A 14,300-nucleotide genomic window follows, 5' to 3' on the forward strand; every position below is an offset into this window, starting at 1 on the left:
TGAAAAGCAGCCCTTCCCCGTGGGTCCACAGACTCCTAGAGTGCAATTACGTCACGGAGAGTCCGCCAACGACTACCTTCTGTGGCCAATGCGCGCGGTGAGGAGTGCTGATGAGATTCCGCCATCGGGACGGTTCCGTCGTCCATCTGGGGTATTCCGCCACAGTTCTGCCGGCCACGGACCTGGATGAGCTGATCAAGTGGCTTGAGGGCTGTGCGGGCGTCGCCCGGGCCGAGCTCGGCGTACCGAAGCTCGGCATCGGATTGTGGCTGGTGAGCCCGCTCGCCGATCGGCTGGCCAACTCGCCGGTCGCGTTGCGAAGGCTGCAGCGTGCGCTGACCCGCCACAAGCTCGAGGTCGTCTCGCTCAATGGGGTCGCCCACTCGGCCTTCGTCGACAAGATCGTCGGTTCGAAGGTCTACTGCCCGGACTGGACCGACACCGAGCGGCTGCGCTACACGGTCGATCTGGTCGACATCCTGGCCGAGCTGTTGCCGCCGGATGCGGAGTACGGCTCGATCTCGACGCTGCCGCTGGCCTGGCGCGAGCCCTGGTCGAAACAGCGTGACGCGGCGACCCGGGTGGCGTTCGATCGGCTGGAATTCCATCTGGATCGGAGCGAACGCCGTACCGGTCGGCGGATCCGGATCGCGGTCGAGCCCGAGCCGGGGTGCGTGCTGGAGATGGTCGGGCAGGCCGCGGGCTGGCTGAGCACCTATGTCAGCCCGGACGCCGGTCGGTCGCGGATCGGCCTCGGACTGGACACGTGTCATCTCGCGGTCCAGTTCGAGGAGCCGGGTCCGGCGTTCGAAACGCTGTGGCGGGCTGGTGTGGATGTGGTGAAGGCGCAACTGTCGGTGGCTCCGCAGCTGGTCGACCCGTCCGACGGACTGGGTCGGCAGGTGCTGGCTGAGCTCAGTGATCCGAAGTATCTGCGTCAGGTGCGGGAGTGGTGTGGGCCGGGTGTCGATGATGTGGATCTGGCTTACCAGTTGTCCGGTCATGCCTGCTGGCGGATGCACGCGCACATCGCTGCCCACGAACCGCCGCCGGCGCCGCTCACCGCGACTACCGCCGTACTGGATGAGTGTCTGGGCCGTTTGGTCGGCGGCGGGCATCCGCTGACGCATCACCTGGAGTCGGAGACCTACACGTGGACCCGCCAGCCGCGGACCCGGGCGCAGCTCGCCAAGCGCATCGTCGGGGAGCTCGAGTGGCTCCGGGATCGCCTTACTGGACTGGGGTTGCAGGAGATCCTGGACTAGCTGCATACGTCGGCAATGGCTCCGACCCGAGAGCCTTGCCGACGGCGTTCTGCGACCAGATGAACCGCTGGATCGGCGTGGGCAACTTCGGTACGACGGATGCCGCCCATGGCAGCAGGCGAAGCGTGGCCGGTCCACCCGGGATGATCGAGCCCATCACCTTCGGACCGATCGCGCGACTCCGGTCGACCATCGGCCGGACCTTCGTCTCGTAGGACCGCAGTCCGTCGGGACCGTTCACGGCCAGTTCCCCGGCCAGGATGTACGCCGTCGCGATGGCGAGGCTGGTTCCGCCGCCAACCGCGGGTGCGGGGCAGTAGCCGGCGTCGCCGACCAGCCCGATCTGGCCGCGCTGCCAGGTGTCGAGAGTGATCTGGGCAATGGCGTCGAAGTAGAAGTCATTGGCGGCTTCGAGGTGCTCGAGCAGTTGCGGTACGCGCCAGCCGTAGTCACGGAACTCCTTTGCCAGTAAGGCCTTCTGCTGATCCTTGTCGCGGTAGTCGTAGGCGAGTTCGTTCTCGGTGCGGAACAGGAAGGCCGCCCGGGCCTGCCCGGTCTGACGGACGCCGTACATCGCCACGAGCCGGTTGATTGACTGGTGGGTCAGCGTCTCGTTGCCTAGCCCGAAGAGGTTCGGTGTCGAGTAGACGGCGAGGTAGCCGCCGAGGTGCCGTCGTACCGACTCCTCCGGTCCGAACGCCAGCCGGCGCACATTCGAGTGCATGCCGTCGGCGCCGATCACGAGGTCGAATCGCCGCGGCGCGTTGTGCTCGAAGGTGACGTCGACCCCGTCGCCGTCGTCGTTCAACGAGGTAATCGAGTCGCCGAAGAGGTACTCGGAGGTGTCCGCGGCCGACAGGATGCGCGTGAGCTCGCCGCGCAGGATTTCCACGTGCCGGTCGGACATCCCGGCGTACAAGCGACTGAGGTCGACATGCACGGGCTTGGCGCCGGAGCGTTCAATCGTCAGCTTCTCGATCATCGTCCGGGCCGCGACGATCTCGTCCCACAACCCCATCGCCTGTACGACGTCGGCCGCATGCCCGAACAGGTCGACCGCATGCCCGCCAAGGCCGTGCCGCAGCGCCGGTGTGCGCTCCACGACGGTCGTCTCGAACCCGTACCGCTCCAGCCAGTAAGCCAACACCGGCCCGGCCACGCTCGCACCGGAAATCAGGACTTTCATGGTCTGCCTCCCTTTGTTTACTTAACGGAAGGTAAGCAGGATCGGAAGCCTCATGTCAACCGCTTACTGAACGGAAGGTCAGTTACCCTCGTCTCATGCCCAGACTGCGCACCGACGACCCCAAGGCCCGCATCCAGCAGGTCGCGGTCGAGCTGTTCGCCGAGCGCGGCGTCCAGCAGACCAGCCTGCGCGACATCGCCGACCGCCTAGGCGTCACCAAACCCGCCCTCTACTACCACTTCGCCTCCCGCGAAGACCTCCTGAACAGCCTCGTCCAGCCCCTCATCGACGACTTCGACGCCTACGTCACCGCCCAAGAAGCAGCAGCCCCCGTCACCACCCAGGACCTCATGTCGTCGTACTTCGACCTGGCGCACAAACACCGCTGGCTGATCCAAATCGTCATCCGCGACCTGGCAGTACTCACCGAACTCAAACTCGCCAGTCGCATGATGGAGTGGCGCGCCCGCCTCACCGAACTCCTCATCGGCCCCACCCCCACCCTCGACGCCAAAGTCCGAGCCATGGTCGCCCTAGGCGGCCTCTCCGACTCAGCCGTCATGTTCGACGACGAGCCCTTCGAAGCCCTCCGAACCGCCGCCGTATCCGCCGCAGTCGACTGCCTAGGCCCAGCCTGAGCGCGCGCCTCCGCGCCTCCGCGCCTCGGGGTGTTCGGGGTGCCGGGTGCTGCATCGCTCGGATGCGGCCGGTGGCGTGCGGCGGTGGTTGCTCGCCGCTGCGGCCGGCTTACAGAAAGAGGTGTGGCTGGGCGGGTCCGTGGCTGAGCTGGATGGCGAGGTCGGCGACCAGTGGCCGACCTTGCCTGGGGCTGACGGGCTTGGGTTGCGGCCGGTGAGAAGGCCGGCTACCAGCTGACCGCCGCGATGCGCTGGGGCAGATCGGGCTGCTGCGCGCGGATGCCCGCCGGGGCTGGGGAGTCGCACCCCCCGAAAACGACGGGTAGAACGCCCCAGCTCCCGCAGAATCTCAGCGGGCAACCCCCCAACTCGATAGGCAACCCCGAAGAAACCCGCGGCCGAGCAGGACTGGTCTCCCCGGATGGCCGGACGTGAAGAACCTGCAGCGAACGGGTCGCCGCATCCCCGTCCCCAAACCGGTTCGGGGCGGATCCCCGACGGATTCGGGGGGCGATCCTCCCCGCATCGCCGTGCGGACGGTGCGATCCGTCCCCAAACCGGTGTGGGGAGAAAACTGGGCCGGTCAGGGCGAATATCCACCCCAACCTCCAGCAACGGTCACTGTCAGGCGACGGAACCTCAACTTCCCCAGCCAGAGCCCGGCAAGCCCAAGCGACGTGAAGCCGCGGTCGCCGACCGCGCCATCCCCGTCAGCCACCGCGGCGCCCAGCCACCTTGTCTTTCAGATCGGCCGGGAGTGGCGATCAGCCACAGCGCACGTCCCCGGCCGAGTTCTTTCGGCCTGTACCCACTCGACCGCCAACGGCGGCCGACAAAGGCCTGAGGGTGAGCCAAGCGGATGGCTGGGCTGGATGGCGAGGCCGGTGACCGCGGTTCCACGTTGCCTGGGCTGACGGGCTGTGGCCGAGGTACGTGCTGCCTGAGATCTGCGTTATCCGAGGGATTTCGGGGACTCGGTGACGAAAATCCATCGGCTAACGCACCCGAGCAGCCCCGGGGACCCGAGATCGCGGGCGTGAGTCACCTTGAGTACCCATCAACCACGCGAGCCCCGCCGAAACGGTCGAATCGTGCTCAAGGTCGACCGACCGGCTCACCTTGGGCACCCGTCGACCATCGTCCGGCTGCGCAGATGGTTGATCCGTGCACAACGTCGTACCGGCTCGGGGTGGGGTCAGGCTGATTCGCGGATGATGAGTTCGGTGGGGAGGGTTACGGGGGTGGCGGTGCCGGTGGTGAGGAGGGTTCGGAGGAGTTGGACGGTGTGGACGGCTTGGTCGGTCATGGGGGAGCGGATGGTGGTGAGGGCGGGGGCGGTGTAGAGGGCGGCTTCGATGTCGTCGAAGCCGATGACGGCTACGTCGTCGGGGACTCGGCGGCCGGCTTGGCGGAGGGTGCGGAGGGCGCCGATGGCCATCAGGTCGTTGGCGGCGAAGACGGCGTCGAGGGTGGGGTCGTCGTCGAGGAGTTGGCGCATGGCGTCGGCGCCGGAGATGCGGGTGAAGTCGCCGAGGGCGATGATCGAGCGGCGGCCGGTGTCTTTGAGGGTGTCTCGGTAGGCGGCCAGGCGTTCTTGGGCGGCGGTCATGTCGAGAGGGCCGGAGATGGTGGCGATTCGGCGGCGGCCTTGGTCGAGGAGGTGCTGGACGGCTTGGGTGGCGCCGGCGTGGTTGTCGTTGTCGACCCACGGCATCAGGCCGGGGGTGGCCAGGCGGCCGTGCGAGACGATCGGGAGACCGGTTCGCGACAGTACGGCGGGGAGCGGGTCGGCGCCGTCCATCGAGACCAGGATCGCGCCGTCCACGTGACCCGCGGCGAGGTACTGCTCAACCCGGAGGCGGCTCTCGTCGGAGCCGGCCAGGACGAGTGAGACCTGTTTGCCGGCGCGCTCGAGTTCGCGGCTGGCGGCGCGGACGACCATTGCGAACATCGGGTCGTCGGAGACCAGGCCGGCCGGGGGATCGGAGACGATGATCGCGATCGTGTTGGTCCGTTGGGTGACCAGGTTGCGGGCGGCGCCGTTCGGGACGTAGCCGAGCTCGGCGACCGCGGCCATCACGATCTCCCGGATCGCGGGCGCGACGGTCGGCTCCCCGTTGATCACCCGGGACACGCTCGACTTCGACACCCCGGCCCGGGCCGCCACCGCGTGCAAGGTCGGCCGTCTCATGTCCCGAGGATGCCACGGTTCCGGAACCTGTCAACCCTTGACACCGTTCCCTGAGGAGCACAGTCTCCCTCTCAGGGAACGTTCCCCGACAACTTGATCGATGTGCATTCCGACTGCCCCGGAGACGCCCATGCCACATCTCACCAGAGCCCGTTCGAGAGCCGCTGCCGCCCTGGCCGCTCTCTCCCTCTTACTCGGTGTCGTCGTCGCGCTGCCCGCACGCGCCGCCGATGTCCTGCTGTCCCAAGGCAAGACCGCCACCGCCTCCTCGACCGAGAACGCCGTCTTCGGCGCCGCGTCCGCGGTCGACGGCGACGCCGGAACCCGCTGGTCGAGCGCGCACGGAACCGATCCGCAGTGGATCCAGGTCGACCTCGGTGCGAGCGCCACGATCTCCCAGGTGCAGCTCGCCTGGGAGACGGCGTACGCGACCGCCTTCCAGATCCAGACCTCCGCCAACGGCAGCACCTGGACCACGATCAACACCACCACGAATGGTGCCGGAGGCAACCAAACTCTCAATGTCAGCGGGACCGGGCGCTACGTCCGCCTGCTCGGCACCCAGCGCGCGACCCAGTGGGGCTACTCGCTCTGGGAGTTCAGGGTCTTCGGCAGCAGCAGCGGTCCTGGCCCCGGCTCCGGTCTGCTGTCCTACAACAAGCCCGGTGTCGCGTCCACGCAGCAGCACGACAGCAACTGCTGGGAGTGCACGCCGGCCCGCGCCTTCGACCTCGACCCGGCCAGCCGCTGGGCGACCGCGACCGACTCCGGCTGGGTCGACCCGGGCTGGATCTACGTCGACCTCGGTGCGACCGCGCAGATCGACAAGGTAGTCCTGCAATGGGATCCGGCCTCGGCGAAGTCCTACCAGCTCCAAGTTTCGAACGACGCGAACAACTGGACCACGATCTACTCGACCACCAACGGCCCCGGGTTCAAGGAGACCGTGACCGTCTCCGGCACCGGCCGCTACGTCCGGATGTACGGCACGCAGCGCAACACGCCGTACGGGTATTCGCTGTGGGAGTTCCAGGTCTACGGCACCGGGGGAGCGCCGAACACGCCGCCGACCCCGCCGGCCGATCCGGCGAACCCGCCGCAGCTGATCTGGGAGGACAACTTCAACACCCCGGCCGGCGCCAAGCCCGACGCGAACAAGTGGCGCGCCGACCCCGGCATCGGCCAGAACAACGAACTGCAGGTCTACACCAACAACGACAACATCCAGACCGACGGCCAAGGCAACCTGGTGATCGAGGCCCGGCGTCAGGAAACCCCCGGTACGACGTGCCCGATCGACCCGGTCAGCGGTAAGGGCACCTGCCAGTACACGTCCGGCCGGATCAACACCGGCACCAAGTTCGACACGACGTACGGCAAGGTCGAGGCGCGGATCAAGGTGCCGAAGGGTAATGGTCTCTGGCCGGCGTTCTGGATGATGGGGAGCGACTTCCTCACCGGCCGTCCGTGGCCGTACAACGGCGAGATCGACATCATGGAAATCCTCGGCCGCGAGACCACCAAGGGCTACTCGACGCTGCACGCCCCGGCCTACAACGGCGCCGGCGGGTACGGCGGGACCTACGGTCTGCCCGGTGGAGCGGATTTCGCCGACGGCTTCCACACCTGGACGATGCTCTGGAACTCGACCGGGATCACCTACCAGGTCGACGGCACCACGGTCTTCACCGTCGACAAGGCCCAGCTCGAGGCGACCCGCGGCCCGTGGATCTACGACCACCCGTTCTACCTGATCCTCAACCTCGCCGTGGGCGGCGACTTCCCCGGCCCGCCGAACGCGCAGACGCCGTTCCCGTCCCGCATGCTCGTCGACTACGTCCGCGTCTACCACTGAGAGGAGTTCGCTCATGAGAAGAGCTCTGCTGACAGTGCTTGCAGTACTCGGCGCCTTCCTGGTGAGTGGCGCCGGTACGGCGAGTGCCGCCGAAACCCTGCTGTCCCAGAACCGCCCGGCCCTCGCCTCGTCGATCGAGAACGCCGGTACGCCGGCCGCCGCGGCCGTCGATGGCGACAACGGCACCCGCTGGGCCAGCAGCTTCGCCGACAACCAATGGCTGCGGATCGACCTCGGGTCGACCCAGTCGTTCAACCGCGTGCTGCTCCGCTGGGAGGCGGCGTACGCGCGCGGTTTCCAGATCCAGACCTCCAACACCGGCAACGAGTGGGTCACCGCCCACACAACCACCAACGGCACCGGCGGTGAGCAGAACCTCGCCATCACCGGCTCCGGCCGCTATGTGCGAGTGCTCGTCACCGAGCGCGCAACCCAATGGGGAGCGTCGCTCTGGGAGTTCCAGGTGTACGGCGGAACTGGCGGACCGATCGTGCGGGTCGCGGAGTTCCTCGCGGACTGCGCGTACACGCACCGACTCCCGGACGACCCGATCGTGTTCCCGAACATGCCCGGGGCGTCGCACATGCACAGCTTCTTCGGTGCGACCGTCACGAACGCCAACACCACAGTCGACGACCTGGCCAATTCGCCGACCAGCTGCAACCCGGCGGTTGACACCTCGTCGTACTGGGTGCCGACGTTCTACTCGAACAACCAGCCGGTCGAGCCGACGGGTACGACGTTCTACTACCTGGGCGAAGGTGTCCGGGACGACGTGATCGCGCGGATCCAGCCATTGCCGTACGGACTGCGGATCGTGGCCGGTAACGCCAAAGCCACCGGACCGAACGACAACACCATCTCGCGGTGGTCGTGTCTGCACGCCGGTGACGCGGGTTCCGGGCACGACTTCATCACCTGCCCGGCCGGGTCGATGCTGGAGTCCTACCTGGACTTCCCGCAGTGCTGGAACGGACGTGACCTCGACTCACCGGATCACAAGAGCCACATGGCGTACCCGGTGAACGGCGACTGCCCGGCATCCCACCCCGTGCCGGTGCCGAAGCTGCGTCAGGTACTGCGTTATCCGGTGAACGGCCCGACGGCCGGCTTCCGGCTGGCCAGCGGCGGCGGATTCACTATGCACGGCGACTTCTTCAACGCCTGGCCGGTGAACGAGATGGCCCGCCGGGTCAACGACTGCATCCGCCCGATCATCAAGTGCGGGGCGGACGGCCATCCGTGAAGAAGTACCTAGTACTGGCGTTGGTCGCCGGAGTGCTCGGAGGATGCGGTTCGGCCCCGCAACCTCCTGCTCCGGCGGCCTCCGTCGCTGCTGTCGATTCGGCCTTCAACCCGACCGATGCGGCGTGGCTAGGGCTGATGATCCCGATGGACGAACAGTTCCTCCACATCCTGGGCTTCGTGCCGACCAACTCCACCGACCCCGCCGTACGGCGTTTGGCCGCGGAGCTGACCGTTGCCCATCAGGCTGAGCTGAAGCGGCTGATCGCCTTACGCGACCGCGCGCGGTTGCCGACCGCGAACGCTCATGCCGGGCACAACATGCCCGGGATGATGACCGACGAGGAGGTGGCCGCGCTGCAGAAGTTGCGCGGCACCGCCTTCGACAAGGTGCTGCGGGCCGAGGTGAAGGACCACCTGGCCCAGTCGGCGCTCGTCACCCGCAGCGTGAAAGCCGCCGGACAGGAGGCGGGCGTCAAACAGCTCGCCGTCGCGATCGAGAAGGACCGGGCGGCGCAAACCGCCCGGCTGGGTTAGGCGCCGGCGATCCGGGAGACGCCGAACAGCAGGATCACCAGGATCGAGAAGACCCGGAGAAACTTCGGGCCGGTGGTGACGGCCGGCCAGGACAGGAAGGCCAGCCAGCCGAGGACCAGGGCCAGCAGGATCAGGGCCGGTACGGCGACCGGGACCGGAGCGAAGACTCCGACCAGGGCCAGGACACCGGTGATCAGGGGCAGGGTCAGCTTCGGCATTCCGTGCAGCCGCGCGACGTACGGGTAACTGATCTTGGTGATCCGCTGCCGGAGCGGGCTCACCGGCTGACTGCTGGGGGAGCTCATGGACCTATTGTTCCAGGTCCTAGACTCGCCCCCGTGTTCGTGGTGATCAGATTCCGGGTTCCGGAGGCAGAGCAGGCGGAGTTCGCGGTCCGGCTGGACGCTGCCGTCGAGGTGCTGAGCCGGCAGAAGGGGTTCGTGGCGGCCCGGACCGGGCGGAACGTCGACGACCCGGAACTGCTCGCGCTGAACCTCGAGTTCGTGAACATCGGCAGTTACCGGCGCGCGCTCTCGCCGTACGAGGTGAAACTGACCGCCGTACCGCTGCTGTCGCAGGCACTTGACGAGCCCAGCGCCTACGAAGAGTTGCTGCCGTAGCACGGATGCGACTTTGAGCACCCAGGACCGATAGCCTGGTCCTTTCCGTACCCGACCTGTGCCCGTTTCTGGAGTTCAAAAGTGCCCGTGGAAACCGTCGATGCCGTCGTCAGCCTCAGTAAGCGGAGGGGCTTCGTGTACCCGTGCGGCGAGATCTACGGCGGAACCAAGTCGGCCTGGGACTACGGACCGCTCGGGGTGGAACTGAAGAACAACGTCCGCACCCAGTGGTGGCGGGCGATGGTGACGAGCCGTGACGACATCGTCGGCCTGGACTCTTCGGTGATCCTGCCGACCAAGGTCTGGGAGGCGTCCGGGCACCTCTCGGAGTTCGTCGACCCGCTGACCGAGTGCCAGTCCTGCCACAAGCGGTTCCGCGACGACCACCTGCGCGAGGACTTCGCCCGGCGGAAGAACAAGGACGCCGACACCGTCGAGCTGTCCGAGATCGCCTGCCCGAACTGCGGGAACAAGGGCACCTTCACGCCGCCGCGGATGTTCAACGGCCTGCTGAAGACGTTCCTCGGCCCGGTCGAGTCCGAGGAAGGCCTGCACTACCTGCGCCCGGAGACCGCCCAGGGCATCTTCATCAACTTCGCGAACGTGATGGGCACCGCGCGGAAGAAGCCGCCGTTCGGGATCGCGCAGATCGGCAAGAGCTTCCGCAACGAGATCACCCCGGGCAACTTCATCTTCCGGACCCGTGAGTTCGAGCAGATGGAGATGGAGTTCTTCGTCGCGCCGGGTGCCGACGAGGAGTGGCACGAGTACTGGCTGAAGGCGCGCTGGGACTGGTACGTCGGTCTCGGGCTCAACCCGGACAACATGCGGTTCTACGAGCACCCGAAGGAGAAGCTGAGCCACTACTCGAAGCGCACCGTCGACATCGAGTACAAGTTCAACTTCGGCGGCAAGGAGTTCGACGAGCTCGAGGGCATCGCGAACCGCACCGACTTCGACCTGTCCACGCACTCCAAGCACTCCGGCGCCGACCTGTCGTACTTCGACCAGGAGAAGGGTGAGCGCTGGACGCCGTACGTGATCGAGCCCGCGGCCGGCCTGACCCGCAACGTGCTGGCCTTCCTGCTCGACGCCTACACCGAGGACGAAGCGCCGAATGCGAAGGGCGGCGTCGACAAGCGGACCGTACTGCGTTTCGATCCGCGGATCGCCCCGGTCAAGGCGGCTGTGCTCCCGCTGTCCCGCAACACTGACCTGTCGCCGAAGGCTCGCGACCTGGCCACCGAGCTGCGCAAGAACTGGAACGTCGACTTCGACGACGCCGGTGCGATCGGCCGCCGCTACCGCCGCCAGGACGAGATCGGTACGCCGTACTGCATCACCGTGGACTTCGACACCCTCGAGGACCACGCGGTCACGATCCGCGAGCGCGACTCGATGAAGCAGGAGCGCGTCGCGCTCAGCGAGGTCACCGGCTACCTGGCGCAGGCCCTGGTGGGCTGCTGACATGAGGCTGCTGACTGGGGAGCGTCTGCGCTTCGGCCTGGCCGTGTTCGGGGTGTCGGCCCTGGCCGTCTTCTTGCTGACCGCCTGCTCCGACACCGACCCGAAGTCAGGCAGCACCCCGTCAGCCTCCGGTCCCTCGGTGCCTTCGTCGGCCCCGATCCCGACCGCGTCGACGCCGACCCTCAAGCCGCTCCCGAGGCCGACCAAGCCGTTCCCGACCCCGACCGTCACCGGGGCCCCGGAGTCGGACGCGCCGCTGGCCAACCGGATCCGCTTCGCGATCGCCAAGCAGACCCAGGTCACCGCCGGCAAGGCCGCGAAGACCACGGTCAACTGCCCCGGCATCGACGCCGCGGACAAGCCCGGCAACCACACGCTGAAGTGCACGGTCACGTACGCCGGGAAGCCGTTCACGGGCACGTTGACCGTCAACGCCCAGCCGTACAACGCGTCGTACAAGTTCACGTCGGAACAAGTTGCCGTCGTCAAGGAAAAAGTCGTCGACGCCGTCCTGCGCGCGGTCCCGGACGCCTCGAACATCGCCTGCACGATGGACTTGGTCGCCGTCGTACCATCGAGTGGTGACGGCATCCGCTGTGACGTCACCACCACCGCGAACGCGGTAGTTCCCCACAACGCTCGAATCTCCGGCGACGGCAAGATCCTCGTCGCAAAGGCCTAACCAATGCTCAAGCTCGGCAACCTCACTATCGACACGCCCGTGGTGCTCGCGCCTATGGCCGGCATCACCAATGCGGCGTACCGGCGGTTGTGTGCTGAGCAGGGAGCCGGGCTGTATGTATGCGAGATGATCACGTCTCGCGGGATTGTCGAGGGTGATCAGAAGTCGTTGGACATGCTCACGTTCGACGAGCGGGAGACGGTTCGGTCGGTGCAGTTGTACGGCGTGGACCCGGTGTACATCGGGAAGGCCGTGCAGCTGTTGTGCGATCAGTACGGCGTCGCGCACATCGACCTGAATTTCGGCTGCCCGGTGCCGAAGGTGACCCGGAAGGGCGGCGGCGGAGCGCTGCCGTGGAAGCGCAATCTGCTCGGCGCGATCCTGAAGTCGGCCGTGCAGGCGGCGACGCCGTACGGGATCCCGGTGACGATGAAGACGCGGATCGGGATCGACCTCGACCACCAGACCTACCTCGACGCCGGCCGGATCGCCGAGGAGTCGGGCGCGGCGGCGATCGGGTTGCACGGGCGGACGGTGTCGCAGGCGTACTCGGGGCAGGCGGACTGGACGAAGATCGCCGAGCTGGTCGACCACGTGAACATCCCGGTGCTCGGCAACGGCGACATCTGGGAGGCCGGTGACGCCCTCCGGATGGTCGCCGAGACCGGGTGCGCGGGTGTCATCGTCGGTCGCGGGTGTCTCGGGCGGCCGTGGTTGTTCCGCGATCTCGCGGTCGCATTCGCGGGTGGTGAGGCGCTCAACCTGCCGAACCTTGGCGAGGTCGCCACAGTGATGCGCCGGCACGGTGAGCTGCTCGCGGACCTGATGGGGGAGCAGCGCGGTCTACGCGACTTCCGCAAGCACGTGCCGTGGTACCTCAAGGGTTTCCCAGCCGGCGGCGAGCTGCGCGCAGCCCTCGGCATGGTCGACACGCTCGCCCACCTCGACGAGCTGCTCGCTCAGCTCGACCCGACAGTCCCGTTCCCGACCGCCGAGCTGGGCGCACCCCGCGGCCGCCAAGGCAGCCCGCGGGAGCGCGTCATCCTCCCGAACGGCTGGCTGGACAACACCGACGGCCTCACCGAAGACCTAGCCGACGCCGAAATCGGCGTCTCAGGCGGCTGACCGAATCTGCGCGATCCATTCTTCGGCGCGCTGTCGGCCGTTCGGGAGCTGGTCGTTGCGGTCCCACCGCCAGGCCGTCACCATCGCCAGCATCAACAACCGGCAGTCGTCCAGCACCTGCCGATCGATCCCCGGATAGTGCTCGGCAATCTCGTCCGGCGCATGCGCGAGATCGAACTCGACAGGTCCCCGGCAGTAGGTCTCGAGGTCGATGAACAGCGGGCCGTCCTTCGTGCTCAACAGGTTGCCCGGGTGCGGTTCCCCGTGCAGCAGTTGCTCGCGGGCACCCGACGTACTGATCGCTTGTCCCCGCTCGGCCAACGTGGCCAGCAGTAGCTCACGATCCGCCTCCGGCGCGTCCGGTGACACGACCCGATCCGACAGAATCGCCTCGGCCTCCCGGACCCGATCCATGAAGTGCGGAGCCGGTACGTCGATCTCGCGCATCCCAACGTGGAGTCGTTGCAGCGCGGCGGCGTACTCGGCCGGTGGAATCTCTTGCAGCGGCTCGTAGTACCGCCACAAGGTGATCGCGAACCCGTCCCGCTCATGCACAGTCAAGTCCGTGGGCGCCACCACCGGACTCCCCGACTCGAGCAGACGCCGGGCCAACTCGAGCTCCTGCGGAAACCCGTGCTCGCCATCGAACGCCACCCGCGCCAGCACGTCGCCCGGCAACAGCCGCAGCACGATCTTGTTCGAGTTGCTCAGCAGGATCGAGTCCTCCGCCGAAGTAATCGCCTTGGTCGCCGCTGTCGCCCGCTCGATATCCACCGTCTCCACCCGCCGACCGTATCCGGCTTACTGGTGACGGGCGACACCTTTATTCGGCGTACAGAACAACGGGTAGAGGTAGGCCAACGGTCGATCCGCTGAGTCTCCGCAGACGCACAGCTCGCCGTCGCCCCCACCACTACCCGTCCGTCGTACACCAGACCAGGCGGCACCCCGCCACCCGCCACCCGCCACCCGCCCAACCCCCGCCCACTCCGCGACCGAAGCCACCGTGCGCGAGCCCCCTCCCGCGACTGAAGCCACCGTGCGCGGCCCCCTTCCCGCGACTGAAGCCACCGTGCGCGGCCCCCTTCCCGCGACTGAAGCCACCGTGCGCGAGCCCCCTCCCCGCGACTGAAGCCACCGTGCGCGAGCCCCCTCCCGCGACTGAAGCCACCGTGCGAGTGAAGGGAGTGGCACGGCGAGTGAAAGGAGTTGGTCGTTGGCAAACGATTGCGGACAGCCGGCTAGTCACACTCGGCGCTCGAGGAGGCCCCAGCCCTCGCCCACATCCGCCCCTCGCCCACCCCGCGACCGAAGCCATCGTGCGCGGCCCCCTTCTCGCGACTGAAGCCACCGTGCGCGGCCCCCTTCCCCATCGTGCGCGAGTTCCCCACCGCGCGACTGAAGCCACCGTGCGCGAGCCCCCTCCCGCGACTGAAACCACCGTGCGAGTGAAGGGGGTGGCACGGCGAGTGGAAGGAGATGGTCGTTG

General features: G+C 67.4%; 13 protein-coding genes. 9 read left to right on the forward strand and 4 right to left on the reverse strand.

The features are described 5' to 3' along the window. The first annotated feature begins 110 nt into the window (after nucleotides 1-110). Complete coding sequence (gene eboE, locus ACFTSF_RS31360; protein ID WP_380157965.1) at nucleotides 111-1,265, forward strand: metabolite traffic protein EboE; 1,155 nt, start codon at nucleotides 111-113, stop codon at nucleotides 1,263-1,265. Here eboE and ACFTSF_RS31365 read toward each other — a convergent pair. After that, nucleotides 1,231-2,451, reverse strand: coding sequence for an FAD-dependent monooxygenase (locus ACFTSF_RS31365; protein ID WP_380157966.1), 1,221 nt, complete (start codon nucleotides 2,449-2,451; stop codon nucleotides 1,231-1,233). The genes eboE and ACFTSF_RS31365 overlap by 35 nt on opposite strands. A 95-nt stretch (nucleotides 2,452-2,546) precedes the next feature. Between ACFTSF_RS31365 and ACFTSF_RS31370 the strand changes: the two genes are divergently transcribed. Further along, nucleotides 2,547-3,089 (forward strand): TetR/AcrR family transcriptional regulator, encoded by a 543-nt coding sequence (locus ACFTSF_RS31370; protein ID WP_380157968.1) that lies wholly within the window; start codon nucleotides 2,547-2,549, stop codon nucleotides 3,087-3,089. Nucleotides 3,090-4,284: 1,195 nt separating this feature from the next. Here ACFTSF_RS31370 and ACFTSF_RS31375 read toward each other — a convergent pair. Next, nucleotides 4,285-5,280: a LacI family DNA-binding transcriptional regulator gene (locus ACFTSF_RS31375; protein ID WP_380157970.1), complete on the reverse strand. Its 996-nt coding sequence runs from the start codon at nucleotides 5,278-5,280 to the stop codon at nucleotides 4,285-4,287. A 130-nt stretch (nucleotides 5,281-5,410) separates the two neighbouring features. Here ACFTSF_RS31375 and ACFTSF_RS31380 point away from each other — a divergent pair, with 130 nt between their 5' ends. The 3 genes from ACFTSF_RS31380 to ACFTSF_RS31390 are packed head-to-tail and all read left to right on the forward strand — an operon-like array spanning nucleotide 5,411 to nucleotide 8,917. Next, a complete protein-coding gene (locus tag ACFTSF_RS31380) occupies nucleotides 5,411-7,135 on the forward strand; it encodes a discoidin domain-containing protein (RefSeq protein ID WP_380157972.1) in 1,725 nt (574 codons plus the stop codon). A 13-nt stretch (nucleotides 7,136-7,148) separates the two neighbouring features. Continuing rightward, nucleotides 7,149-8,381: a DUF1996 domain-containing protein gene (locus ACFTSF_RS31385; RefSeq protein ID WP_380157974.1), complete on the forward strand. Its 1,233-nt coding sequence runs from the start codon at nucleotides 7,149-7,151 to the stop codon at nucleotides 8,379-8,381. Then, entirely contained in the window at nucleotides 8,378-8,917 is a 540-nt protein-coding gene (locus tag ACFTSF_RS31390; RefSeq protein WP_380157975.1) for a DUF305 domain-containing protein, read from the forward strand. The genes ACFTSF_RS31385 and ACFTSF_RS31390 overlap by 4 nt, the downstream gene beginning before the upstream one ends. On the opposite strand, the gene ACFTSF_RS31395 is transcribed toward ACFTSF_RS31390, so the two are convergent. After that, the gene (locus ACFTSF_RS31395) at nucleotides 8,914-9,222 is read right to left on the reverse strand and encodes a DUF6703 family protein (RefSeq protein ID WP_344154002.1); all 309 of its coding nucleotides are present in this window, start codon (nucleotides 9,220-9,222) and stop codon (nucleotides 8,914-8,916) included. The two genes, ACFTSF_RS31390 and ACFTSF_RS31395, sit on opposite strands and share 4 nt — an antisense overlap. Before the next feature lie 33 nt (nucleotides 9,223-9,255). On the opposite strand from ACFTSF_RS31395, the gene ACFTSF_RS31400 reads away from it, so the two are divergent. The 4 genes from ACFTSF_RS31400 to dusB all read left to right on the forward strand — a co-directional run bounded on the left by ACFTSF_RS31400 (nucleotide 9,256) and on the right by dusB (nucleotide 12,811). Then, complete coding sequence (locus ACFTSF_RS31400) at nucleotides 9,256-9,537, forward strand: antibiotic biosynthesis monooxygenase (RefSeq protein WP_344154000.1); 282 nt, start codon at nucleotides 9,256-9,258, stop codon at nucleotides 9,535-9,537. An 81-nt stretch (nucleotides 9,538-9,618) separates the two neighbouring features. Next, on the forward strand, nucleotides 9,619-11,004 hold the full coding sequence (locus ACFTSF_RS31405; RefSeq protein WP_344153998.1) for a glycine--tRNA ligase: 1,386 nt from the start codon (nucleotides 9,619-9,621) through the stop codon (nucleotides 11,002-11,004). Nucleotide 11,005: 1 nt separating this feature from the next. Next, nucleotides 11,006-11,686, forward strand: coding sequence for a hypothetical protein (locus tag ACFTSF_RS31410; RefSeq protein ID WP_380157979.1), 681 nt, complete (start codon nucleotides 11,006-11,008; stop codon nucleotides 11,684-11,686). 3 nt (nucleotides 11,687-11,689) lie between these two features. Then, nucleotides 11,690-12,811, forward strand: coding sequence for a tRNA dihydrouridine synthase DusB (gene dusB / locus ACFTSF_RS31415; protein ID WP_380157981.1), 1,122 nt, complete (start codon nucleotides 11,690-11,692; stop codon nucleotides 12,809-12,811). On the opposite strand, the gene ACFTSF_RS31420 is transcribed toward dusB, so the two are convergent. Beyond that, a complete protein-coding gene (locus ACFTSF_RS31420) occupies nucleotides 12,800-13,594 on the reverse strand; it encodes a phosphotransferase (RefSeq protein WP_380157983.1) in 795 nt (264 codons plus the stop codon). The two genes, dusB and ACFTSF_RS31420, sit on opposite strands and share 12 nt — an antisense overlap. Nucleotides 13,595-14,300 lie beyond the last annotated feature (706 nt).

The sequence above is a fragment of the Kribbella sp. NPDC056951 genome (assembly GCF_042674205.1).
In the GTDB taxonomy this organism is placed as follows: Bacteria; Actinomycetota; Actinomycetes; order Propionibacteriales; family Kribbellaceae; genus Kribbella; species Kribbella yunnanensis.